This is a genomic window from Microbacterium wangyouchuni (genome assembly GCF_054072595.1).
Genome location: NZ_JBSVRM010000005.1, coordinates 63,323 through 85,724 on the forward strand (window position 1 = coordinate 63,323; position 22,402 = coordinate 85,724).

Annotated in this window: 22 protein-coding genes; 13 read left to right on the forward strand and 9 right to left on the reverse strand. The window is 65.5% G+C overall.

Annotated features, from left to right (window positions below; translation table 11 throughout):
• Positions 1-63: 63 nt before the first annotated feature.
• From ACW5CM_RS09825 to ACW5CM_RS09840, 4 genes are all read right to left on the reverse strand, one after another.
• Positions 64-1,176: a phosphate ABC transporter substrate-binding protein PstS gene (locus ACW5CM_RS09825; protein ID WP_438255473.1), complete on the reverse strand. Its 1,113-nt coding sequence runs from the start codon at positions 1,174-1,176 to the stop codon at positions 64-66.
• A gap of 118 nt (positions 1,177-1,294) precedes the next feature.
• On the reverse strand, positions 1,295-2,272 hold the full coding sequence (locus tag ACW5CM_RS09830; RefSeq protein WP_457124889.1) for an NUDIX hydrolase: 978 nt from the start codon (positions 2,270-2,272) through the stop codon (positions 1,295-1,297).
• Positions 2,269-4,434 (reverse strand): RNA degradosome polyphosphate kinase, encoded by a 2,166-nt coding sequence (locus ACW5CM_RS09835; protein ID WP_439255895.1) that lies wholly within the window; start codon positions 4,432-4,434, stop codon positions 2,269-2,271. The genes ACW5CM_RS09830 and ACW5CM_RS09835 overlap by 4 nt, the downstream gene beginning before the upstream one ends.
• Before the next feature lie 52 nt (positions 4,435-4,486).
• Entirely contained in the window at positions 4,487-5,173 is a 687-nt protein-coding gene (locus ACW5CM_RS09840; RefSeq protein ID WP_438255470.1) for a winged helix-turn-helix transcriptional regulator, read from the reverse strand.
• Positions 5,174-5,304: 131 nt separating this feature from the next.
• Between ACW5CM_RS09840 and ACW5CM_RS09845 the strand changes: the two genes are divergently transcribed.
• The 4 genes from ACW5CM_RS09845 (at position 5,305) to ACW5CM_RS09860 (ending at position 8,463) form a co-directional block, all read left to right on the forward strand.
• Positions 5,305-5,595, forward strand: coding sequence for a hypothetical protein (locus tag ACW5CM_RS09845; protein ID WP_457124890.1), 291 nt, complete (start codon positions 5,305-5,307; stop codon positions 5,593-5,595).
• 169 nt (positions 5,596-5,764) lie between these two features.
• Entirely contained in the window at positions 5,765-6,367 is a 603-nt protein-coding gene (locus tag ACW5CM_RS09850; RefSeq protein WP_457124891.1) for a nitrobindin family protein, read from the forward strand.
• Entirely contained in the window at positions 6,364-7,500 is a 1,137-nt protein-coding gene (ygfZ, locus tag ACW5CM_RS09855) for a CAF17-like 4Fe-4S cluster assembly/insertion protein YgfZ (RefSeq protein ID WP_457124892.1), read from the forward strand. The genes ACW5CM_RS09850 and ygfZ overlap by 4 nt, the downstream gene beginning before the upstream one ends.
• A 24-nt stretch (positions 7,501-7,524) precedes the next feature.
• Positions 7,525-8,463 (forward strand): hypothetical protein, encoded by a 939-nt coding sequence (locus ACW5CM_RS09860; RefSeq protein ID WP_457124893.1) that lies wholly within the window; start codon positions 7,525-7,527, stop codon positions 8,461-8,463.
• Positions 8,464-8,505: 42 nt separating this feature from the next.
• Here ACW5CM_RS09860 and ACW5CM_RS09865 read toward each other — a convergent pair whose 3' ends face one another.
• A complete protein-coding gene (locus ACW5CM_RS09865; RefSeq protein ID WP_439255899.1) occupies positions 8,506-9,333 on the reverse strand; it encodes a class I SAM-dependent methyltransferase in 828 nt (275 codons plus the stop codon).
• A gap of 47 nt (positions 9,334-9,380) precedes the next feature.
• On the opposite strand from ACW5CM_RS09865, the gene ACW5CM_RS09870 reads away from it, so the two are divergent.
• Positions 9,381-10,130, forward strand: a complete 750-nt coding sequence (locus ACW5CM_RS09870; RefSeq protein WP_438255464.1) for a phosphoglyceromutase — start codon at positions 9,381-9,383, stop codon at positions 10,128-10,130.
• A 72-nt stretch (positions 10,131-10,202) separates the two neighbouring features.
• Here the strand turns inward: ACW5CM_RS09870 and phoU are convergent, their stop codons facing one another.
• The gene (gene phoU / locus ACW5CM_RS09875; protein ID WP_438255463.1) at positions 10,203-10,916 is read right to left on the reverse strand and encodes a phosphate signaling complex protein PhoU; all 714 of its coding nucleotides are present in this window, start codon (positions 10,914-10,916) and stop codon (positions 10,203-10,205) included.
• A gap of 189 nt (positions 10,917-11,105) precedes the next feature.
• Between phoU and ACW5CM_RS09880 the strand changes: the two genes are divergently transcribed.
• Both ACW5CM_RS09880 and ACW5CM_RS09885 read left to right on the forward strand, forming a co-directional pair.
• Positions 11,106-12,332, forward strand: a complete 1,227-nt coding sequence (locus ACW5CM_RS09880) for a sensor histidine kinase (RefSeq protein WP_457124894.1) — start codon at positions 11,106-11,108, stop codon at positions 12,330-12,332.
• A complete protein-coding gene (locus tag ACW5CM_RS09885) occupies positions 12,329-13,012 on the forward strand; it encodes a response regulator (RefSeq protein ID WP_438255461.1) in 684 nt (227 codons plus the stop codon). The genes ACW5CM_RS09880 and ACW5CM_RS09885 overlap by 4 nt, the downstream gene beginning before the upstream one ends.
• A 64-nt stretch (positions 13,013-13,076) precedes the next feature.
• Here the strand turns inward: ACW5CM_RS09885 and ACW5CM_RS09890 are convergent, their stop codons facing one another.
• On the reverse strand, positions 13,077-13,553 hold the full coding sequence (locus tag ACW5CM_RS09890; protein ID WP_438255460.1) for a DNA modification methylase: 477 nt from the start codon (positions 13,551-13,553) through the stop codon (positions 13,077-13,079).
• 135 nt (positions 13,554-13,688) lie between these two features.
• On the opposite strand from ACW5CM_RS09890, the gene ACW5CM_RS09895 reads away from it, so the two are divergent.
• The 5 genes from ACW5CM_RS09895 to ACW5CM_RS09915 all read left to right on the forward strand — a co-directional run bounded on the left by ACW5CM_RS09895 (position 13,689) and on the right by ACW5CM_RS09915 (position 18,642).
• Positions 13,689-14,171: a CarD family transcriptional regulator gene (locus ACW5CM_RS09895; protein WP_438255459.1), complete on the forward strand. Its 483-nt coding sequence runs from the start codon at positions 13,689-13,691 to the stop codon at positions 14,169-14,171.
• A gap of 121 nt (positions 14,172-14,292) precedes the next feature.
• On the forward strand, positions 14,293-15,492 hold the full coding sequence (ispD, locus tag ACW5CM_RS09900; protein ID WP_457124895.1) for a 2-C-methyl-D-erythritol 4-phosphate cytidylyltransferase: 1,200 nt from the start codon (positions 14,293-14,295) through the stop codon (positions 15,490-15,492).
• A gap of 35 nt (positions 15,493-15,527) precedes the next feature.
• A complete protein-coding gene (cysS, locus tag ACW5CM_RS09905; RefSeq protein WP_457124896.1) occupies positions 15,528-16,931 on the forward strand; it encodes a cysteine--tRNA ligase in 1,404 nt (467 codons plus the stop codon).
• Positions 16,924-17,952 (forward strand): 23S rRNA (guanosine(2251)-2'-O)-methyltransferase RlmB, encoded by a 1,029-nt coding sequence (gene rlmB / locus ACW5CM_RS09910; RefSeq protein ID WP_457124897.1) that lies wholly within the window; start codon positions 16,924-16,926, stop codon positions 17,950-17,952. The genes cysS and rlmB overlap by 8 nt, the downstream gene beginning before the upstream one ends.
• A gap of 51 nt (positions 17,953-18,003) precedes the next feature.
• Positions 18,004-18,642: an NAD(P)-dependent oxidoreductase gene (locus ACW5CM_RS09915; RefSeq protein ID WP_457124898.1), complete on the forward strand. Its 639-nt coding sequence runs from the start codon at positions 18,004-18,006 to the stop codon at positions 18,640-18,642.
• Positions 18,643-18,740: 98 nt separating this feature from the next.
• Here the strand turns inward: ACW5CM_RS09915 and ACW5CM_RS09920 are convergent, their stop codons facing one another.
• On the reverse strand, positions 18,741-20,042 hold the full coding sequence (locus tag ACW5CM_RS09920; RefSeq protein WP_438254868.1) for a DUF4032 domain-containing protein: 1,302 nt from the start codon (positions 20,040-20,042) through the stop codon (positions 18,741-18,743).
• Between the two features lie 67 nt (positions 20,043-20,109).
• On the reverse strand, positions 20,110-21,216 hold the full coding sequence (locus ACW5CM_RS09925; protein WP_457124899.1) for an ABC transporter ATP-binding protein: 1,107 nt from the start codon (positions 21,214-21,216) through the stop codon (positions 20,110-20,112).
• A 214-nt stretch (positions 21,217-21,430) separates the two neighbouring features.
• On the opposite strand from ACW5CM_RS09925, the gene ACW5CM_RS09930 reads away from it, so the two are divergent.
• Entirely contained in the window at positions 21,431-22,387 is a 957-nt protein-coding gene (locus ACW5CM_RS09930) for a thioredoxin domain-containing protein (protein WP_457124900.1), read from the forward strand.
• Positions 22,388-22,402: the final 15 nt, after the last annotated feature.

Here is a 22,402-nt window from a genome sequence, read left to right on the forward strand (position 1 = left end):
TGCCCCCGCACCCTAGTCTGGGTGCGAGGGCATCGACGTCAGCTGTATGCCATCAGGGCGTTATCAGCCGACCTGGATGAGGTCGATCGCAGCAAGGACCTTGTCGCGCAGGCCGTCCGAGATGGGGGCGTTGCCGGCGTTGTCTGCGGCGGCATCCTGGCCCTCGGGGCTGGCGATGTAGGTGAAGTACGACTTGACGAGCTCAGCGACGTTCGCGTCCTCGTACTGCTCGCAGCCGATCAGGTAGCTGACCAGGGCGATCGGGTAAGCGCCGTCGGCTGCAGCAGCAGGGTCAACAGCGAACGCAAGGTCGCCGGCCCCGCGGCCCTCTTCGAGCTCTGCGCCCTCGACGAGCTGCGATGCGGCCTCCGCCGAGTACGCGATGTACTCGCCGTTGACGCCGACGTGTACCTGGCCGAGGTCGCCGACCTGGGAAGCGTCAGCAAAGCCGATCGCACCGTTGCCGGCCGTGATGGCCTGAACGACGCCGGAGGTGCCCTGTGCGGCCTCGCCACCCTCGATCGGCCACTCGTCGGAGACCTCGTAGGTCCAGATGTCGGGAGCGGTCGCCGCGAGGTAGTTGGTGAAGGTCTCCTGCGTGCCCGAAGGGTCGGAACGGTGAACCGGCGAGATGGCCAGGTCGGGGAGCGTGGCGTCGGGGTTGAGCGTCGCGATCGCGGAGTCGTTCCAGTTGGTGATGGTGCCGCCGAAGATGCTCGCGATGGTGGCGGCATCCAGGTTCAGCGTGTCGACGCCCTCGAGGTTGAACGCGACGGCGACCGGCGAGATGTAGACGGGGATTTCGACGATGTCGTCCGTGGTGCAGGCGCCGAATCCGCCGGCGGCGATCTCCTCGGCGTTGAACGCACGGTCGGAGCCGATGAAGCTGCTGCCACCCTCGAGGAAGTTCTCGCGGCCGGTGCCCGAGCCAGTGGGCTCGTAGTTGACGGTGACCTCAACGTTGGCGGTCTGGAACGCGGCGACCCAGGCTTCCTGGGCTGCTGCCTGCGAGGAGGCGCCAGTGGCGTCGATGGTGCCGGAGAGTGCGGTTGCGCCGGTCTCGGCGGGTGCATCGGATGATTCGCCTGCAGGGGCTTCGTTCGCGGCGCAGCCGGCGAGAGCGAGAGCGGCCACGGCGCCGACGGCGCCGATTCGTGCGATTCGGGAGATCTTCACTGTGGATCCTTCGATCGTGGATGGTTGGGCCCGGTGCAGGGCACACAGTGACGCTAAGTGCGACAGTTAACGAGACTCTCCCGCGGAGGTAAACAGAAGGTGAACGACTGGCGAAGCGTCAGACTTTCGGGACGTGCGTCTCGATCGAGATGATCCCCGAGCCGGGGTTGGTCGCCGACAGATGTGCGACCGAGAAAGCCGCCACTTCGAGCGCGGAAGCGCTGCCCAGGTACGACCCCGGCATGGTGCCGGTGGCCAGGGCGAGTTCGCTGAAGATGTCGGGGAGTACCGGGCCATGACTGCACAGCACCGCAGGTTTTCCGGCGCGCACGCGTTTGCCGATCACCATCCGTGTGTCCGAACGCCCCTCTTCCCAGGCATCCTGGCTGATGAGCTCGGTCTGTACGGGCTTGCGATCGAGCGCCTTCGCCAGCGGCGTGATCGTCTGCACGCACCGGACGGCGTCACTGGTGATGATCTTGCGGACCCCGAAAGCGAGGAGCGGTGCGACGATGGCGGCGGCCTGCTTCTTGCCGCGCTCGGTCAGCACCCGCGAAGCATCCGACATCTCCCAATCGGAGCGTCCGACAGCTTTCGCGTGACGCAGCGCGATGATCGGAAAGGTGCGCAGGATGCCGTCATCGACGAGTTTTTCGAACCCATCCAGGATTTCCAGATCCACGGGGTAGCTCAGGCACTTTCGGGCCTTCTTCACACTCACCCATTCCAGACCCGAGATCTCGTGGTTCGGGACGAAGGCCGAGTTGCGGATGGCCTCCTCGGTGGCCTCAGCAGCCCAGTAGTGCACGACTTTCTGCCGCTTGGGTCGCATGAAGTACCTGCTCACCCCGACGGGGACGCCGAGGGCGACGCGGATGCCGGTCTCCTCGAAGACCTCGCGCACCGCCGTCTGGGCGAGCATCTCGCCGGGATCGACCTTCCCCTTGGGAAGGGTCACATCCCGATACTTCGTGCGGTGGATGAGCAGCACGCGGAGTTTGCCGTCCACCAGCCGCCAGACCACGGCGCCTGCCGCGTACACAGCCTTGTCGTCTTGCACGATCTCGGTCGCTCCCTCAGCCGATCGCAACGTCATCGAACCGAACGCGGACGCCGACGGCGTCGAACCTGGTTCATGGTCTTGTCCTGCAGGTCGACCAGCGGGTTGCCCTCGGCGTCGACGGCGTGCCGCTCCCACGTGCCCTCGGCTCCGAGATGCCACGAACTGGTGCCGTCATCCATTGCCAGATCGAAGAAGGTGAGCAGTTCCTTGATGTGGGCGGGATCGGTCACGCGCACCAGCGCCTCAACTCGTCGATCGAGGTTGCGGTGCATCATGTCGGCGCTGCCGATGTGCACCTGCGGGTCGCCACCGTTCTCGAACGCGAAGATTCGCGAGTGCTCGAGATATCTGCCCAGGATGCTGCGCACGGTGATGTTGTCACTGGTTCCGGGCAGATCGACCTTGATGCTGCAGATGCCGCGCACCCAGATGTCGACTTTCACCCCGGCCTGGCTGGCGCGGTAGAGCGCGTCGATGATCTCTTCGTCGACGAGCGAGTTCACCTTGATGCGGATGTGCGCCGGGCGACCCTCGAGGGCATTCGTGCGCTCGTTGTTGATTTGGCGCAGCAGTCCCTTGCGCAGGTGCAGCGGGGCGACGAGCAGGCGCTTGAACTTCTTCTCGATCGCGTAGCCGCTGAGCTCATTGAACAGTCTGGTGAGATCCTTGCCGACCTGTGCGTCGGCGGTGAACAGGCCGAAGTCCTCATAGACGCGGCTGGTCTTCGGATTGTAGTTTCCGGTGCCGACGTGCGAGTAGTGGCGCAGTTTGCCCTCTTCCTCACGGATGACGAGGGCGAGCTTGCAGTGCGTCTTCAGCCCCACAAGGCCGTAGACGACGTGGACGCCGGCCTTTTCAAGCTTGCGGGCCCAGACGATGTTGTTGGCCTCATCGAAGCGAGCCTTCACCTCGACGAGCGCGAGCACAGACTTTCCTGCCTCTGCCGCATCGATGAGCGCCTGCACGACGGGGCTGTCACCGGAGGTGCGGTACAGAGTCTGCTTGATGGCGAGGACATGTGGGTCGCGAGCTGCCTGCTCGAGGAATGCCTGCACGCTGGTGGCGAAGGACTCGTAGGGGTGATGCACGAGCACATCCGCCTTGCCGATCGCGGCGAAGATATCGGCGCGGGTGGCGGAACCAGCCGGCTGGAACGCCACCGCCGTCGTCGGCAGATGTGGCGGGTACCGCAGATCAGGGCGGTCGACCCTGGACAGTGAGAACAGTCCGCGGAGGTCAAGCGGGCCGGGAAGTCGGTAGACCTCCTGCTCGGTGATGTCGAGCTCTTTGATGAGCAGATCCAGGGTGAGATCATCCATGTCATCGTTGATCTCGAGACGGATCGGCGGCCCGAAGCGGCGACGCAGCAGCTCAGCTTCGAGCGCCTGGATGAGGTTCTCGCTCTCATCCTCCTCGATCTCGACATCCTCGTTCCGGGTGAGTCGGAACGCGTGATGATCGAGTACTTCCATGCCGGGGAACAGATCGCCCAGGTGATTGGCGATCAGCTCTTCCAGACGCAGGAACCGCTTGATCTCGCCCGTGCCCGGAACCTCGACGAACCGCGGCAGCATCGGCGGTACCTTCAGACGCGCGAATTCCTGCCGGCCGGTGCGGGCATTGCGAATGCGAATGGCGAGGTTCAACGACAGTCCCGAAATGTACGGGAAGGGGTGCGCCGGATCCACGGCGAGCGGCATGAGAACGGGAAAGACCTGCAGCTGGAAGTACTCGGTCAGAGCTTCGCGCTCCGAGTCGACGAGTTCGTCCCACTCGGTGATCTCGATTCCGGCATCCGCGAGCGCCGGGCGCACCAGATCGATCCACGCGGCGGCATGGCGCAGCTGCAGCGCATGGGCGTCGCGGGAGATGTCTGCGAGAACGTCAGAGGGGGAGCGGCCGACATTGGAGGGCACCGCGAGGCCGGTGACGATACGGCGTTTGAGCCCGGCGACGCGCACCATGAAGAACTCATCGAGGTTGCTCGCGAAGATCGCCAGGAAGTTCGATCGTTCCAGCTCGGGAAGGCTCGTATCCTCCGCCAGTTCGAGCACGCGCTGGTTGAACGCGAGCCAGCTGATCTCTCGGTCGTGGAAGCGGTGGTCGGGTAACTGGGAGTCCGGAGATTCGATGGCGTCGAAGTCATCGTCCTCGGCGTCACCCAGGCCGGCGTCTGCGAGAGCTGGATCGATCATGCTGTATATCTTGGCATCGAGACGTGGCTTAGGTGTGAACGAATCCGGTGTCTTACCGCGACGTGGCGGTCAGTTGGTCTTCGTCGTACACATTGAAGCGGTAGCCGACGTTGCGCACAGTGCCGATGATCTGCTCCTGGTCGCCGAGTTTGGCGCGCAGGCGCCGGACGTGCACGTCGACCGTGCGGGTACCGCCGAAGTAGTCGTATCCCCATACCTCGCTGAGTAGCTGCTCACGAGTGAAGACCCGTGCGGGGTGCGTTGCCAGGAAGTGCAGCAGCTGAAACTCCTTGTATGTCAGATCCAGCGGTTTGCCGCGGAGCTTCGCCGCGTACGACTGCTCGTCGATCGTGATGCCGGATGCCTGCACCCGACTTGATTCAGCCGTCACCGTGCTGCGGGCCAGAGCGAGCCTGATGCGCGCATCGATCTCGGCGGGACCGGCACCGGTGAGCAGGACGTCATCAATGCCCCAGTCCCCGGAGACAGCGCTCAGCCCACCCTCGGTGACCACGAGCAGCAGCGGCGCATCCTGGCCCGTTGTGCGCAGGAGCTTGCACAGCGATTTCGCTCCCACCAGGTCATTGCGGGCATCCACGATCACGACGTCACTGTCCGGAGCGGTCACCAGCTGCGCGGGTTCTGCCGGGATCTGGCGCACCTGATGGCCGAGCAGCTCCAGGGCGGGCAGAGCGTGCTCCGCAGGAGGAGCCGACGACAGAATCAGGATCAGGGCCACGCACTTTCCTCTCGGACGACGTGTGCGACGCCCAGTACGGCAGTCAATACCGTGCGCCAATAATACCGACCGAGCTTGCGCCTTCGCACGCAGAGAAGAGCAATGCGCGTCGAATGCGTAACAATGGACTCATGTCGGAACCCGCTCTCGCGCCACGCAGCCCGCTCAGCGGTGTGCTCATCGTCTGGGCTATCGCACTTGCCGCTGCCATCGCCATCGGCATCTTCGTGCCGGAGATCTGGCGGGTGCAATGGTTGCTCGTCGCCTTCGGCGGCTCGATTCTGCTGTCATTCGCCGTGCAGCTCTGGTACGGCCAGGCGAAGGGCTTCATCTTCCGGCTCGCGGTGAGTGTGACCGGTGCGCTGCTGCTTCTGGGTGTGGTGTCCGCAGGCTTCGCGCTCGCCGCCCTCGTGCCTGCGTAACACAGCTTCGTCTTCATCCGTGGCAGCGGGGGTAGAGTGGGGCTATGGATCTCGTCGCTCTTGAACTCTTCTTCATCGGTCTGCTGGGCCTTGCGAGTCTCGCGATCGTCTTCGTCGCAGGCGTCGTGCTACGCAACCTCTTCCGCGGCCAGCGCTGACCGAGGATTCCGTGCTCGAGCTTCCCGCTGATCTTCCAGCAGACCTCGCCCCGCTGAGCTGGCTCATCGGGGTCTGGGAGGGCACCGGAGTCATCGAGTACACCGCGGGCGACCACCGATTCCAGGGCGAGTTCACCCATCGGGTGAGTTTCAGCCATGACGGAGTCGGGTACCTGAACTATGCGGCCACCGCTTCGATGAACACCGACGGCGCTGAAGCCGCGGTCCCACTCGTCGCCGAGAGCGGATTCTGGCGTCTGGCGCGTCCGGCGACCACGGCGGATGCCGGTCCCGCACTGCTGCCACCGAGCGCCGCCGCAGCCGTGCGCACGGTTCACGACGTCGAGGAGCTGCGTCTGGAATCCGGCGGATTCCCGTTGGAAGTGTCGATCGCGCACTCCGATGGCACTCTCGAGCTCTATCTCGGCGAGGCCAACGGCCCGCGCATCGACATTGGCACCGATGCGGTCATCCGTGGTGCCGGTGGCAAGGCCTATAACGCCGCCAGCCGCATGTACGGCCTGGTCGAGGGGCATCTGCTCTGGGCCTGGGACATCGCGGCGCTCGGCGCTGAGATGAGTTCGCACGCTTCGGCACGTCTGGCGCGGGTATGAGCGCCGCTGCGTTGACCACGGCGTTTGCCGGGCTTGCTGGTGCGGTCGAATCCGGCGGCGTCATCATGCACTTCGGCGACCCGATGCGCGAGCAGCGCCGGCTGGTCAGCGGTTCGGCCGTCGCACCGCTCGGCGATCGCACCGTGATCGAGGTCGCGGGTGAGGACCGGCTCAGCTGGTTGGATTCCATCACCACACAGTCGGTTGCGCGCCTTGCACCCGGTGACAGCACGGAGCTGCTGGTGCTCGACCCGCAGGGCCGAGTCGAGCACGCCGCCGGCGTTCTCGAGGATGGCACGTCCGTGTGGTTGATCGCGGATGCTGGGGATGCTGAGCCGCTGGCGGCCTGGCTGGGACGCATGGTGTTCCGCTCGCGCGTGACCGTGACGCTGCGTCCGGAACTCGGTCTGCTGGGCTTCTTCGGCGGCGGCGACGCCGAGAGCGCATTGCGTGAGATCGCCCTGGCGCCGAACGGCCTATCGCTGCTGTGGAGCGACCCGTGGACGGCGGTGCAGGCTGGCGGTCACCAGTATGCGAACGTGACGTCGCACCCGGCCGCCGAGTACAACTGGCACGTCGCGATCGTTGATGGGGATGCTGCGGCATCCGTCGCGCAACGCGCAGCAGACATCGGCGTCGCAGGGATCTTGGCCGCCGAGGCCCTGCGCATCGCCGCATGGCGCCCGCGCTGGGTGAGCGAGGTCGATGAGCGCTCACTCCCGCACGAATCGGATTGGATCCGCAGCGCCGTGCACATGAACAAGGGCTGCTACCGCGGGCAGGAGACGGTCGCGAAGGTGCACAACCTCGGGCATCCGCCACGTCGCCTCGCAGCACTGCAGTTGGATGGCAGCGATGACGTGCTGCCCGAGCCCGGGGCATCCGTTCTTGCAGACGGCAAGGAGGTCGGCCAGATCACCTCGGCCGCCCGCCATTACGAGGACGGCCCGATCGCGCTGGCGATCCTGTCGCGTCGTGCGCCGGCCGGAGATCTCGTTGTGCACTCCGATGGCACCGACATCGCTGCCGCGCAGCAGGTCATCGTTCCCGCAGACGCCGGAGCGACCGCTGATGTGCCGCGATTGACGCGACTGTCCCGCCGCCCTGAGGGCCAGGACCCGCGTAAGGCATAGCCCCCGCCGCGATAGCGTTGTCGGATGCTCGATGATGTGAAGACCCGGACGAGATGGGAAGACCTCCCCGCAGGCCTGCGAGCCGAGAGCGAGCGCATCCTCTGCGCACCGATCAGCTCGGCGACCAGCCAGGCGGGCGGATTCTCTCCGGGGAGCGCTGATCGTCTGGTCGCGGCGAACGGACGCCGAGCGTTTGTCAAGGCGATCCAGCGCGACCACAACCCCGGCGCATTCGAACTGCACGCGCGCGAGCTCGTCGTGATGGCGGCTCTTCCGGCAACCGTCGACGCGCCACGCCTGCTGGGATCCTGGCGTGATGATGACACGATCGGCCTCATCATCGAAGACATCGACGGACGTCATCCGGGTGAGCCCGCTGACGGGCGCGACCTCGTCGCCATCCTTGACGCCTTTGCCACGCTGCCGGTCGTCACCGGCACTGCACTGGAAGCCCTCCCTCGAGCCGCGGACGAGTTCGTCTCGGAGCGCGACAGCTGGAAGGCTTTGGCGGCAGACAGCGCGGGTGCTGATCTGCCGAACTGGGTCGTCGCATCGTTCGACAGGCTGGCTGACGCGGCATCCGGAGTGTGCGAGGCGGTCGATGGCGAGCATCTGCTGCATCTCGACGTGCGCGCCGACAACGTGATCATCGATCCGAGTGGACGGGCGTGGCTCATTGACTGGCCGTGGGCTGCTGTGGGCGCCCGCTGGGTGGACGGCGTCCCCTATCTGCTCGACGCGCGTCTGCGCGGTGAGCCGATCGATGCCGAGGAACTGCTGCGCACGCATCCGCTCTTCGCCGAGACCACCGACGCCCAGGTTGATGCGATGCTCGCCGGCATCGTCGGCCGCTGGTTCGATCAGGCCCGTCTGCCTGCGCCGCCGAGCATGCCGACGCTGCGTGCATTCCAGCGCAGCGAGGCACTCGCCGGTGTCGCCTGGCTCACCGAGCGCTGGGGCTGACAGGCGGTAAGTTCTCGCGGGTGGCCGGGCATCTCGGCCAGCTCAATGAGCGGCGGGTGCCACGGCACTCCACGGCACGGTGAGCTCGCCCAGGCGCCAACGGGTACGGTCGCCCAGTACCGGCCAGCCCTGATCCTTCAGAGCCTTCACCGCGGCCAGGAAACGCTGGGTCGAACCGAACGTCGACAGCGCGGCCGCCCGTTCCCACTCGCGATCCAGATCGACCAGCAGGTCATGGATGCGCTCACCGGGGATGTTGCGATGAATCAGCGCTTTCGGGAGCCGCTCCGCGACGATCCCGGGATGCTCCAGCTCAGCCAGCCGCAGTGAGATCGTGAATCGTACCGGGGTGCCCGTGGGCGAGACATCGGCCCAGCTGGAGATCCGGCCGATCTCATCGCAGGTGCCCTCGAACAGCATCCCGTCGGGGGCTAGACGTGCGGTCATCGAACGCCACGCTTGTGCGACGTCCGACTCGTCGTACTGGCGCAGCACGTTCATCGCCCTGATCGCCGCGGGGCGGCGTCCGGCGGCAAGCGGCACCTCGAAGCCGCCGCGCGCGAACGAGACACGCAGATCGGGGGCGAACGTGGTCCGTCCGGCGCGGACGTCCTCGAGCTGGCGGCGCGCGGTGGCCACCCGCTCGGGATCGAGTTCGAAACCGATGACCTCGGCGTCGGGTCGCACCTTCGCCAGTCGGGTGGCCAGTTCGAACGCCGTCACGCCGCTGGCGCCGTAGCCCAGGTCGATGACGAGCGGGTCGCTGGCCCGTCGGAAAGCGTCGGATGCCGCGATCCAGCGGTCGTTGCGGCGGAGTCGGTTGGTCCCCGTCGTTCCCCTGGTGGGGTGTCCGAGAGGAGATGACGCCATACGACCATTCTGGCATCGGCAGCGAGGGTGCTCGATAGACTGGAGGCATGACTGCGACGCGCACCCTCATCCTGCTCCGCCACGGCCAGAGCGAGTGGAACGAACTGAACCTCTTCACCGGCTGGGTGGATGTCCGCCTCACCGAAAAGGGAAAGAACGAGGCGCGCCGCGGCGGTGAGCTCCTCGCCGAATCCGGCCTGCTGCCCGATGTGCTGCACACCTCGCTGCTCAGCCGCGCCATCCAGACGGCGAACATCGCGCTGGACGCCGCTGACCGGCTGTGGATCCCGCTGACCCGCTCCTGGCGCCTCAACGAGCGTCACTACGGTGCGCTGCAGGGCAAGGACAAGGCACAGACGCTGGAGGAGTTCGGCCCGGAGCAGTTCCAGCTGTGGCGTCGCTCCTTCGATGTGCCGCCGCCCCTGCTCGACGACGCCAGCGAGTTCAGCCAGGTGAACGACCCGCGCTACGCCGACATCGACGGCGAGGTGCCCCGCACCGAGTCGCTCAAGATCGTCATCGACCGGATGCTGCCCTACTGGGAGAGCTCGATCGTTCCTGACCTCGAGGCGGGCAAGACTGTGCTCGTCGTGGCGCACGGCAACTCGCTGCGCGGGCTTGTCAAGCACCTCGATGGCATCAGTGACGAGGACATCGCCGAGCTGAACATCCCCACCGGCATCCCGCTGGTCTACGAACTCGACGAGAACAACGTCCCCACCGGTCCTGGCCGTTACCTCGACCCCGAAGCCGCCGCTGCCGGTGCCGCTGCTGTGGCTTCGCAGGGTAAGAAGTAACCCACCGTTCTACGCCGAAACCCCGGATTCCTTCGTGAGGAACCCGGGGTTTCGGCTATCGTGCGGGGAAGATCAGGCGAGGCCACTGCTTCCGGTGTCCTCGGACGCGATCTCGGCCGCGGCGAGGGCGATGTCTTCCTCGTCGACGGCCCAGTCGCCGGTGGCAAGGTAAACGACCTTCTTCGCGATGGCGACGGCGTGGTCGGCGAAGCGCTCGTGGTAACGGCTGGCGAGGGTGGCGTCGACTGTTGCGCCGGCCTCACCCTTCCAATTGTCGCTGAGCACCTTTTCGAACACGCGAGCGTGGAGCTCATCGACCTCATCATCGGCATTGCGGATGTCGTCGGCCAGACGTAGATCCTGCGTACGCAGCAGCTCTGACAGGGTGCGCGCGACCTCGACGTCCTTCTCGCCCATCTTCGTGAAGGTGCTCTTGAGCCCCTTGGGGATGGCACGCTCAGGGAAGCGCAGGCGGGCGAGCTGGGCGATGTGCTCAGACATATCGCCCATGCGCTCCAGGGAGGCGCTGACGCGCAGCGCGAACACGACGATGCGCAGGTCGCGGGCGACCGGCTGCTGGCGGGCGAGGATCTCGATCGCCAACTCATCGAGCTTGACTGCGAGCTCATCGATCATCGGGTCGTCGGCGATCACCTCTTCTGCGAGCGAGACATCGCTGGTGGCAAAGGCGCGGGTGGCCTTATCGATGGAGACCGTGACGAGGTCGGCGATCTCCACGAGACGGGACTGCAGATCCTCAAGGGACTGGTGGAAGACTTCGCGCATGTGCGGCGCAACCTTTCATTCGGAACTCGGGCGGGTCCGGCGGCCGTGGAAAGACGTGCAACGGCCCTCAGTGATTGTCTTCGTTGAAGGTTAACGAATGGTGCCCGATAGGTGAATACTAGTTCTCCGTTCGTTGATCTGCCGCGGAAACCCGCCGAAGCGGAGGTGAATGGCGCCTACGCTGTAAGTATGACCACCCCGCAGATTGCGCTGCTCGCACTCGCTGTGGGCCTCGCCATCGGTGTGGGCCTGTCGGTGCTGATCGTGTGGGCGTATCGCGTCCGCGCCAGAGTGGCTCAGGAAGCCTCAGGGGATGTTCCCCATGGTGCAGCCGAGGTGCTGGAGAGTATGGATGATGCCGCCTGCATCATCGACGCTTCCGGACTCGTCCTCGGCAGCTCTCAGGCCGCCGCACGGTTCGGCATCGACGTCGGAGCGACCCTCGACAACCTGGAGCTGCGACAGTTGGTGCGAACGGTGCGCACCACCGGTGCAACCGATACCGAGACGATGCGCATCACGCGGCCTGGTGTCAGCCTGGATCCGCGCCTGGTGTCTGCACGGGCGAGCGCTCTCGGGTCACGCTTGACCCTCCTCATCATCCGGGACGTCACCGAGCAGGAGCGACTGGATCAGGTGCGCCGCGACTTCGTCGCCAACACCAGTCATGAGCTGAAGACTCCGGTGGGTGCGGTGAGTCTGCTCGCCGAGGCCATCGAATCGGCAGCCGATGATCCCGCGCAGGTGCGCATTTTCGCCTCGCGTATCTCAGCCGAAGCGGCCCGTCTCGGCCAGCTCACCGGGCGCATCATGAGCCTGTCGCGATTGCAGGCGGCTGATGGGATTACCGACTTCAGCCCGGTTGCCCTCGATGAGGTCATCACCTCATCGATCGAGGCGCACATCGTGCAGGCAGATTCGGCCGGGGTAGAACTTCTGCGCGGGGGTGACCGCGGCGCTTACGTCCGCGGTGACGCGCAGATCCTCATCGAGGCGGTGAGTAATCTCATAGCGAACGCCATCGTGTACTCGCCCAAGGAATCACGCGTGGGCATCGGTGTGCGCGTCGAGGGCGACGTGGTCGAGATCGCCGTCTCGGACCAGGGAATCGGAATCACCGAGTCCGACCGGGAGCGCATCTTCGAGCGGTTCTACCGCGCGGATGAAGCCCGCTCGCGCCGGACCGGCGGAACGGGGCTCGGCCTGTCGATCGTGAAGCACGCCACCCAGCGACACGGCGGTGAAGTGCGGCTGTGGTCCCGCCCCGGTCGCGGTTCTACGTTCACGATGGCGCTGCCGCGCGTCGAAGCCCCGGCACTCGGGGACACCGACGACCGCAATACCAAGAAGAAGCGCGTACGCAAGGCGGCCAAGCAGGCCGTACCCGTGCGCGTCCGAAACGGAGAGACTGCATGACCCGCATCCTGATCGTCGAGGACGAACCCGATCTCGCCGACCCGCTCGCCTACCTGTTGCGCCGAGAGGGATACGAGGTGGACATCGCCGAAGACGGACCCGGAGCACTTGCCGCGTTCGGAGAGCGAGGCGCCGACGTAGTCCTGCTCGACCTCATGCTTCCCGGGATGCCCGGCACCGAAGTGTGCCGTCAGATCCGGTCCACATCTGCGGTGCCGATCATCATGCTCACCGCGAAGGATTCCGAAGTGGATATCGTCGTCGGGCTGGAGCTCGGAGCCGATGACTACATCACCAAGCCGTATTCCTCGCGGGAGCTACTTGCGCGCATGCGTGCAGTGCTGCGCCGGGCGGTGCAGGCGGACAGCGACGTCGACGAACGGGTTCTCGAGGGCGGCCGTGTCGCTTTGGACATCGACCGGCACACGGTCACCGTCGCAGGCGAGGAGATCAATATGCCGCTGAAGGAGTTCGAGCTGCTCGAGCTCCTCATGCGCAACTCCGGACGTGTGCTCACGCGCGGTCAGCTGATCGATCGGGTGTGGGGCAGCGACTACTTCGGCGACACGAAGACGCTTGACGTGCACATCAAGCGCATCCGCTCGCGCATCGAAGAGAGTCCGAGTGAGCCGGTCATGCTCGTGACCGTTCGCGGACTGGGCTACCGCTTCGAAGGCTGAGCCGAACGCAGAAGAGGCCGGCACCCATCGGGTGTCGGCCTCTTCTGTGTTCAGCAGGAGCGGATCAGTCCTCCTGCGGAACCAAGTCTGCGTAGTAAGGCGTGGTGCCGTCGAGGACGGGAACCTCAGCGGTAGCGCCGGTGGCGTCACCGGACTGGAAGTACATCTCGACCGTGGCGCCGGGCTTCGTGTCGAGGCCGTCGATGCGCAGCGGGTCGGCGTTCGCGCCCAGGCTCACAGTGTCGCCGGCTTCGACGCGGACCGACAGCGGCTCGAGGCCTTCGATCTCGACCGTGAGAGTCGCGTTGTCTTCGGTGTCGTTGACGATCGCTGCGATGAGGTTTCCGGTGGATCCGTCGTCGGTGGCGATGACCATCGCGTTGCGGATCTGCAGCGGACCATCGGAGTCAGGAACGCCGACACCGTCAGACACGTTGTACGGATCGATAGATGTCGCCTGCGGCGTGATGAAGGTGCATCCCGTCGCGCCGAGAAGAACAAGGGCGCTGAGGGCGGCTGACACTACAAGGCGCGTTTTCACGAGTCCTCCTGAAGACTTTGGGATATCCGTATCCATTGTATGGGTATCGGAGAGGTAGCTCGGGAACCGTGCGGGGGCAAACCTTAGCGCATGTCGCCTGTGGTATTCTGGAGGTTGCCGAAAGGACACGATTTTATGCTTTTTGAGGTTGGCGAAACTGTCGTCTATCCGCACCATGGGGCTGCGACGATCATCGAGGTCAAGGATCGCGTCATTAAGGGCGAGACGAAGAAGTATTTGAAGCTCAACGTCACCCAGGGTGACTTGATCATCGAGGTACCCGCCGAGAACGTCGATTTGGTCGGCGTTCGCGATGTCATCGGCCAGGAGGGGCTCGACCAGGTGTTCGAGGTACTTCGTGCGCCGTTCACGGAAGAGCCGACCAACTGGTCTCGCCGATACAAGGCGAACCTTGAGAAGCTCGCCTCTGGCGATGTGATCAAGGTCAGCGAGGTCGTCCGCGACCTGTGGCGCCGCGATCAGGACCGCGGCCTGTCCGCTGGTGAGAAGCGCATGCTTGCGAAGGCGCGTCAGATTCTTATCTCCGAGCTTGCGCTCGCTGAGAAGTGCGACGAAGACAAGGCCGGCGTCATTCTTGACGAGGTTCTTGCCTCCTAAGTAGCAGCGTCGCGAGAAACATCCTGCGGCATGAGAAACATCGTTCTTCGACGTTTCTCATGCCGCAGTTCCTTTCTCGGGCGGCTGTCGGGCGGCTCTCGGGCGGCGGTAGCCTGGGGTGGTGACTCTCCTTCCTGTGCCAACGACCGCGATCATCGTGGTCGCAGCTGGTTCTGGTTCGCGGCTGGGTGCCGGCGCGCCCAAAGCGTTCGTCGGCATCGATGAGCGATCCGTTCTGCGCCACGCGCTCGACGGCGTGTTTGCCGCGGGCCCCGCGCAGGTGATCGTCGTCGCGCCCGCCGAGCGCGCCGGTGATGCCGAGACCGTACTGATCGAGGCCGCCGGCGACCGGCGAGACCTCGGCCGGGTCGTCGTCGGCGGCGAGACCCGCCAGCAATCGGTCGCTGCTGGTCTCCGTGCGCTGTGGGGCGACATCACCACCGTGCTCGTGCACGATGCGGCACGGGCGCTGACCCCGTCATCGCAGATCGACGCTGTCGCGCAAGCGGTCACAGACGCCTCGGGCGTCATCCCGGTACTTGCCGTGATCGACACCATCAAACGAGTGGATGCTGCGAGCATCGTGGCTGCGGTGGACCGCTCTGAGCTCGCCGCGGCGCAGACCCCGCAGGGTTTTCCGCGCGAGCTGCTGGCCGGCGCATACGCTGCTGCGCTCGCATCCGGTGCCGAGTACACCGACGATGCGGCGCTGTTCGCTGCTGCCGGGCACCCGGTGCGGCACGTCCCCGGGTCGCCGCTGGCATTCAAGATCACCACGCCGGACGATCTGGACCGCGCGCGGCACCTGCTTGGCGGCACACCCGATTCCTTCAGCGCGGTGCCGACGATTCCCCGCGTGGGCATCGGCACCGACGTGCATGCCTTCGGCGGCGAAGGCGATCTGTGGCTAGCCGGCCTTCAGTGGCCGGGGGAGCAGGCGCTGTCCGGGCACTCCGACGGTGACGCCGTCGCTCACGCGATCGTTGACGCCCTGCTCGGAGCTGCCGGGCTCGGCGACATCGGACAGCACTTCGGCACCGCGCATCCGGAGTACGCCGGAGCACACGGTGACGTGTTCCTCGCGCGCACCCGCGAGATCCTTGCTGAAGAGGGATATGCGATCGGCAACGTTTCCGTGCAGTTCCAGGCGAATCGGCCGCGGTTCAGCGCTCGGCGGGCAGAAGCCGAGGCCGTGCTGTCTGCCGCGTTGGGGGGCGTGCCGGTTTCCGTTTCGGCGACGACGACCGACGGACTCGGGTTCACCGGTCGCGGCGAAGGCATCGCGGCAACAGCAATCGCCTCGGTTCATCCGATCCGATAGGTAATTGCTCAGCGGCGCCCCGGTACGCTAGAGCAGTGACTTTCCGCCTTTACGACACCCGCGCTCAGCAGCTGCGCGACTTCGTGCCTCTCGACCCCGAGAACATCACGATGTACGTCTGCGGACCCACGGTGCAGTCGGGGCCACACATCGGGCATGTCCGCGCAGCACTGAGTTTTGACATTCTTCGTCGCTGGCTCGTGCGCAAGTACGGCCGGGTCACCTTCGTGCGCAACGTCACCGACATCGACGACAAAGTGCTCGTCAATGCAACGGATGCTGAACCGTGGTGGGCGCTGGCGTACCGGATGGAGCAGGAGTTCACGGCGGCCTATGCCGGTATCGGCATTCTTGCGCCGACGTACGAGCCTCGGGCAACAGCATCCATTCCGCAGATGCAGGAACTCATCACGACGCTCATCGAGCGAGGCCACGCCTACCCGGCGCCGGATGGCTCCGGTGACGTCTACTTCGATGTGCGCTCATGGAGTGACTACGGTGCACTGACGCATCAAACGATCGATGCCATGGAAGCCGCCGAAGACGCGGACCCGCGCGGCAAGCGCAACCCGCAGGACTTCGCCCTGTGGAAGGGCTCGAAGCCCGGCGAGCCTACTGATGCGACCTGGCAGTCGCCCTGGGGAGCCGGCCGCCCGGGCTGGCACATCGAGTGCTCGGCCATGGCGAAGCGCTACCTCGGATCCGCCTTCGACATCCACGGCGGCGGTCTCGACCTGCGCTTCCCGCATCACGAGAACGAACTGGCGCAGTCGACTGCCGCCGGCGAAGAATTCGCGAGCTACTGGCTGCACAATGGGCTGGTCACCGTCGGTGGTCAGAAGATGTCGAAGTCGCTGGGGAACTTCACCCTCGCAGCTGACGTGCTCGCTGAGCATGACCCGCTCGTGATCCGGTACGCCCTCGCCGCCGCGCACTACCGGTCGAGCCTTGATCTGACGGCTTCGTCGTACGCCGAGGCAGAAGCTGCCCTCGGACGCATCCAGATGTTCCGTCAGCGCGTGCTTCGGGCAGCGGATGCCGATCCTGCCGTGTTGGTTCCCGGGACGCTTCCGGAGGCTTTCGCCATGGCGATGGACGATGATCTCGGCGTGCCGCAGGCGCTTGCCGCTGTGCACGAGACAGTACGGGCCGGAAATTCGGCGCTGGATGCTGGTGACACCGCTGCAGCCGTTCAGGCAGCTGCAGCGCTCGCCGCAATGCTCGAGGTGCTCGGATTCGACGGTGCAATCGAAGCCGCCGCAGGAGGAGCCGAGGCATCCGCTCTCGACGCCCTCGTGCAGGCGATGATCACACAACGGGCTCAGGCACGAGCCGACAAAGACTGGGCGGCGGCGGATCGCATTCGAGACGCGATCGCGGCCGCAGGAATCACGCTGGAGGACACTCCGGCCGGAACTCATTGGAGTATTGATGGCTAAGCCACCTCGCCCCGGAGCGGGCAACAGCAAGAAGAAGGGTGCTCCCAAGGGCACCGGCGGACTCGGGCGCAAGTCGCTTGAAGGACGTGGACCGACGCCGAAGGCCGAGGACCGCGCCTGGCACGTCGCCGGCAAGCGCAAGGCGGCCAATGAGCGTTTTGCAGCGGCCGGCGGCAAGGCTCGTCCCGCAGCGGGTGCTGCACGGGGCGGACGCCCGGCATCGGGAAGTAACCCGAACCGCTCATCCAAGGCGAAGTCCGGCGATGACACCGAGAATGTGACCGGTCGTAACTCGGTCCTCGAGGCTCTGCGGGCGAAGATCCCGGCGACGGCGTTCTACATCGCCCAGCGCGTCGAGATGGATGACCGTGTCAAGGAGATGCTGTCGATCGCCACGAACCGCGGTATCCCCGTGATGGAGGTCACCCGTCAGGAGCTTGACCGGATGGCCGGCTTCGACGGCGTGCACCAGGGTGTCGCCATCAAGGTGCCGCCGTACGAATACGCGCACCCGCAGGATCTGCTCGAGAAGGTCATCGACCGGGGGGAGCTCCCGCTGTTCGTCGCGCTGGATGGCATCACCGACCCGCGCAACCTCGGAGCGATCATCCGCTCCACGGCTGCCTTCGGCGGCCATGGCATCATCCTGCCGCAGCGCCGCTCCGCCGGAGTGAACTCGGCGGCTTGGAAGACGAGTGCAGGGGCTGCAGCACGCCTCCCCGTCGCCATGGCGACGAATCTCACCACGCAACTGAAGGAATTCAAGAAGCAGGGCGTTTTCGTCATCGGACTGGACGGTGGCGGCGACGTCTCGTTGCCGGCGCTCCAGCTTGCTGATCGCCCGGTGGTCATCGTCGTCGGCTCAGAGGGCAAGGGACTGTCGCGGCTCGTCACCGAGAACTGCGATCAGATCATCTCAATCCCGATCTCGGCTGCCACCGAGTCGCTGAACGCCGGTATCGCCGCATCGGTGGCGCTGTACCAGGTCGCCACTGCGCGAGCGCAGCAGACCGCGGAATAAACCTTCGACGGCGGATGCTGTCCATGAAGCATCCGCTCAGAAGGAGAACACATGGCCCGCATCGCTGTCATCGGAGGAACCGGCTACGCCGGATCGAACATCGTCGCTGAGGCGGTGTCGCGCGGTCATTCGGTCATCTCGGTGGCGCGTTCGGCCCCGGCTGAGCGCGTGGAGGGCGCGACATATCTCGAGGGCACGATCCTTGATGTGCCGACGCTCATGACGCAGATCGGTGAGGTCGATGTGGTCGTCCAGGCGCTTTCGCCGCGCGGGGACATGGTCGGTAAAGTTCGTCAGGCAACCGCTGAGCTGTTCGCGGCGCTGCCGGACAGCGTACGGCTCGGTGTGGTCGGCGGAGCGGGCGGAAGCCTGGTGGCGCCCGGTGGTGCACGCGTCATCGACTCGGGCTTCCCCGAAGAATTCAAGGCGGAGGCCTTCGAGGCGATTGGCGTGCTCGAGGATCTTCAAGCGGATGCCAGCGGCAAGGACTGGTTCTTCGTGCACCCCGCCGGCGGCTTCGGCGTCTGGAATCCCGGGGAGCGCACCGGGACTTACCGCGACGGCGGCCCGGTGCTCGTGACCGATGAGGCGGGGGAGTCCTGCATCTCTGGCCGCGACCTCGGGGGGGCATTCGTCGACGAGATCGAAAACCCGAAGCACCACCGCGAGAACTTCGCCGTCGGGTACTGAAAACCGCGTTCGAGTGGGTAGCTGTGGCTCGATTTTCTGCGAATCTCGAGCCACAGCTGCCCACTCGCAATGAACGGGAGGGGGCCTAGACCGGGGGCTTAGACCAGGTCCCGCCAGTCGACCTCATCATCATCGGGCAGCAGCATGGTGCCGGTGACGACGGGGAGTGACATTGTCTCGGTCGGCGGGCCCATGATCGTCGCCTCGTCGCGGCGGTGCCGCAGCACCTCGTTGATGTACGAGGTCAGCACCTCAGCGAGCGGAACCGAACGGCCGCTCGCCTGCGAGAGATACCAGCGGTGCTCCAGCACCTGGTGGAATACCTCGGCAGGCTCGAGCTTCGCACGCAGATCGTAGGGGATGGCTCGGACCACGGGCTCGAACACACGCGTGAGCCATTCGTGGGCGAACATCTCCTCATCGACCCACTCCTTCTTCGAGCGTGCGCGGAATTCGTCCAGGTCGTTCAGTAGACGACGCGCCTGGTTCTCCTCGACATCGAGACCGGTGAGACGGATGAGGCGGCGCTGATGGTGCCCGGCATCCACCACCTTCGGCTGGATCTCGACCACCGTGCCGTCTGCCGTCGTCAACATCGACATCTCGTCGATATCGAAGCCCAGGGCGTTGAGGCGCTCGACCCGCTCGGTGATACGCCAGGTCTCGTTAGCGGAGAACGACTCCTCGGCGGTGAGGGCGGCCCACAGCGAGTGATACGACGACACGATGCCATCGGCGATGGCGACAGCATCCACACCATGCTCGAGCCGCCCACCGGCGGCAAGGTCCATGATCTCGCCGGCGATGTTGGTACGCGCAAGGTCGAGATCGTACAGGCGCTGGCCCTCGGTGAGGCCTTCCTCATGCAGTTCGCCGGTCTCCGCATCCACGAGGTAAGCGGCGAAGGCTCCGGCGTCGCGGCGGAAGAGCGTATTGGACAGCGACACATCGCCCCAGTAGAAGCCGACGTTGTGCAGCCGCACCAGCAGCAGCGCGAGCGCATCCACCAATCGGGTGGCAGTGTCGGGCCGCAGCACGCGAGTGAACAGCGCGCGGTACGGCATGGAGAAGCGCAGGTGCGCGGTGACGAGGGCAGCCGGAAGCGGATCGCCCGCGGCATCCGATCGACCGGCGATCACGGCGACACGGTCGACACACGGCACGTCCAGGCGGGCGAGGTTGCCGAGCATGTCGTACTCGCGCTGTGCCATCTGCGCGGTGGTCTCCTTGATCGCCACGACCCGACCGGACAGATCAGCGAAGCGCACAAGATGACGCGACAGGCCCTTGGGGAGCGAGACGATCCGCTCGGAGGGCCATTTGGCGAGCGTTGTCGACCAGGGCAGCGCGAGCAACTCGGGGTTGATCTTGCTGGCGGTGATGCGCAGTGCGTCCTGCATGGTTCTCCCGGAGAAACGACGCGGCGCGGGCGACCCGAAGGTAGCCCGCGCCGCGTGTGTAACGAACTTACGAGGCCGAGATGACCGGCTTGTCGTTCAGGCGCAGACCAGACTCGAGGTCGAATGCGTGCACGTGACCGGCGGTTGCCGCGAGCGTGACCGTCTCGCCAGCGTTCGGGTGGTTACGTCCGTCGACGCGAGCGACGAGGTCGGCACGCTTGCCGTTGACGTCTGCGTGACCGTAGAGGTAGCCGTCAGCGCCGAGCTCCTCGACGAGGTCGATCGTGACCGAGAGGCCCTTGCCGTCGGCGGGGCCGACGACGATGTCCTCGGGGCGGACACCGACCGTGACCTGGCTGCCGTTCGCACGGCCGACGGTGTCGCGGTCGAGCGGAACAACCTCGGTACCGAACCGCACGCCACCCTCGGCGAGGTCGGCGGGGAACAGGTTCATCGCCGGCGAACCGATGAAGCCGGCGACGAAGAGGTTCTCGGGCTTCTCGTACAGGTCGCGAGGCGTGCCGACCTGCTGCAGCAGACCATCCTTGAGCACCGCGATGCGGTCGCCCATGGTGAGAGCCTCGGTCTGGTCGTGGGTGACGTAGACCGTGGTGACGCCGAGGCGGCGCTGGAGCGAAGCGATCTGCGTACGGGTCTGCACGCGCAGCTTGGCGTCAAGGTTCGACAGCGGCTCGTCCATGAGGAACACCTGCGGCTGGCGGACGATCGCACGGCCCATGGCGACACGCTGACGCTGACCACCGGAGAGCGCCTTCGGCTTGCGGGTCAGGTACTCTTCGAGGTCGAGGAGCTTGGCTGCTTCCAGAACGCGGGAGGCGCGCTCTTCCTTGCCGATGCCGGCGATCTTGAGCGCGAAGCCCATGTTCTCGGCGACGGTCATGTGCGGGTACAGCGCGTAGTTCTGGAAGACCATGGCGATGTCACGGTCCTTCGGCGGCACGTCGGTGACGTCGCGGTCGCCGATGAGGATGCGGCCGTCGTTGACCTCTTCGAGGCCGGCGAGCATACGCAGCGAGGTGGACTTACCGCAGCCGGAAGGGCCGACGAGGACGAGGAATTCGCCGTCTGCAACCTCAAGGTTGAGCTTGTCAACTGCCGGGCGGGTGCCGCCGGGGTACAGTCGCGTGGCGTCATCGAAAGTTACGGATGCCATTGTTTTCTCCTTCACCGGCAGGTACGTGCCGGACGATCCGTTGTGATGGATGCGGTGGAAATGCCCACCGTGGCCCGTCATCGGGCCGAACTCAGTATGTCACGGATAGGCGTACCTGGGTGTTTCCCAGCCTGGCTGGTTAACATCGAAGACGGTCCTGCTTAGAGAAGCGGGCGTCGGGGATCCCGTCCCCACCAGACTTTCAAGAGGAACGATGTCGAGCGACGAAACGCCGAATGTCCCTACCCCTCGCAATTCTCGTGAGGCGGTTCGGGAGAAGGCTCAGCAGGTGCATGCCCAGCAGTCGAGGGCTCGCATCATGCGACGGATCATCATCGGTGCGGTCGCGATCGTCGCCGTCGGTGCCATCGGCACGGCGGTGACCATGGCCGTCACTTCGACGATCTCGAAGCCGACGATGAGCCCCAAGGGTATGACGAGCGACGGCATCGTCGTGCAGAACGTCATCGAGTCGGCGACCGAGCCTGTGCCTGGTGACCCGTCGGCCGAGCCCACGGAACAGGCCACGCCGGAGCCGAGTGCTTCGCTGGCCGCGGTTGATGTGCACATCTACGTCGACTATCTGTCTCCCGGGTCCGGCGAGTTCGAGCGCGCCAATGCCCGGCAGCTTGCTGGATGGATCAACGAGGGTGTCGCCACGGTGACGTATCACCCGGTGTCGATGCTCACCGCCAGCTCGAACGGCACGAAGTATTCGCTGCGCTCAGCGGCAGCGGCGGCCTGCGTTGCTACGCACTCCAGCGCGCAGTTCTACGCTTTCAACCACGAGTTGCTCATCGATCAGCCTGAGGTCGACAGCAACGGTTCAACCGATGTCGAGCTCGCCGATCTGGCAGTCGCCGTGGGTGCGGACAACCCGAAGGCTGTGCGCAACTGCATCGAAGATGCGGACTACGTCTCCTGGGCAAAGGAAGCGACGTCTCGTGCGTTGGCAGGACCCCTCGCCGGGTCTGACGACCTGGTGCTCACCAGCGCCCCGATGGTCGTCGTCAACGGCGAAGCGTACGTCGGTTCGCTGAAGGATCCGGCCGAGTTCTCGCAGTTCATGATCACGGTCGCAGCCGATTCGGATGCGACGCCGACACCTTCGCCGTCGACCACGGAAGAACCAATCGAGACACCGGCTGCGGAAGAGACTCCGGCCAAGTAATCTCGATCACCGACT

Coding starts and splice junctions, on each gene's coding strand:
- ACW5CM_RS09885 (WP_438255461.1), top strand. CDS start 12,329: ATGACCCGCATCCTGATCGTCGAGGACGAACCCGATCTCGCCGACCCG.
- ACW5CM_RS09865 (WP_439255899.1), bottom strand. CDS start 9,333: ATGGCGTCATCTCCTCTCGGACACCCCACCAGGGGAACGACGGGGACC.
- ACW5CM_RS09930 (WP_457124900.1), top strand. CDS start 21,431: ATGTCGAGCGACGAAACGCCGAATGTCCCTACCCCTCGCAATTCTCGT.
- ACW5CM_RS09860 (WP_457124893.1), top strand. CDS start 7,525: ATGCTCGATGATGTGAAGACCCGGACGAGATGGGAAGACCTCCCCGCA.
- ACW5CM_RS09920 (WP_438254868.1), bottom strand. CDS start 20,042: ATGCAGGACGCACTGCGCATCACCGCCAGCAAGATCAACCCCGAGTTG.
- ACW5CM_RS09870 (WP_438255464.1), top strand. CDS start 9,381: ATGACTGCGACGCGCACCCTCATCCTGCTCCGCCACGGCCAGAGCGAG.
- ACW5CM_RS09895 (WP_438255459.1), top strand. CDS start 13,689: ATGCTTTTTGAGGTTGGCGAAACTGTCGTCTATCCGCACCATGGGGCT.
- ACW5CM_RS09880 (WP_457124894.1), top strand. CDS start 11,106: ATGACCACCCCGCAGATTGCGCTGCTCGCACTCGCTGTGGGCCTCGCC.
- rlmB (WP_457124897.1), top strand. CDS start 16,924: ATGGCTAAGCCACCTCGCCCCGGAGCGGGCAACAGCAAGAAGAAGGGT.
- ACW5CM_RS09925 (WP_457124899.1), bottom strand. CDS start 21,216: ATGGCATCCGTAACTTTCGATGACGCCACGCGACTGTACCCCGGCGGC.
- ACW5CM_RS09835 (WP_439255895.1), bottom strand. CDS start 4,434: ATGATCGATCCAGCTCTCGCAGACGCCGGCCTGGGTGACGCCGAGGAC.
- ACW5CM_RS09915 (WP_457124898.1), top strand. CDS start 18,004: ATGGCCCGCATCGCTGTCATCGGAGGAACCGGCTACGCCGGATCGAAC.
- ACW5CM_RS09830 (WP_457124889.1), bottom strand. CDS start 2,272: ATGACGTTGCGATCGGCTGAGGGAGCGACCGAGATCGTGCAAGACGAC.
- ygfZ (WP_457124892.1), top strand. CDS start 6,364: ATGAGCGCCGCTGCGTTGACCACGGCGTTTGCCGGGCTTGCTGGTGCG.
- ACW5CM_RS09845 (WP_457124890.1), top strand. CDS start 5,305: ATGTCGGAACCCGCTCTCGCGCCACGCAGCCCGCTCAGCGGTGTGCTC.
- phoU (WP_438255463.1), bottom strand. CDS start 10,916: ATGCGCGAAGTCTTCCACCAGTCCCTTGAGGATCTGCAGTCCCGTCTC.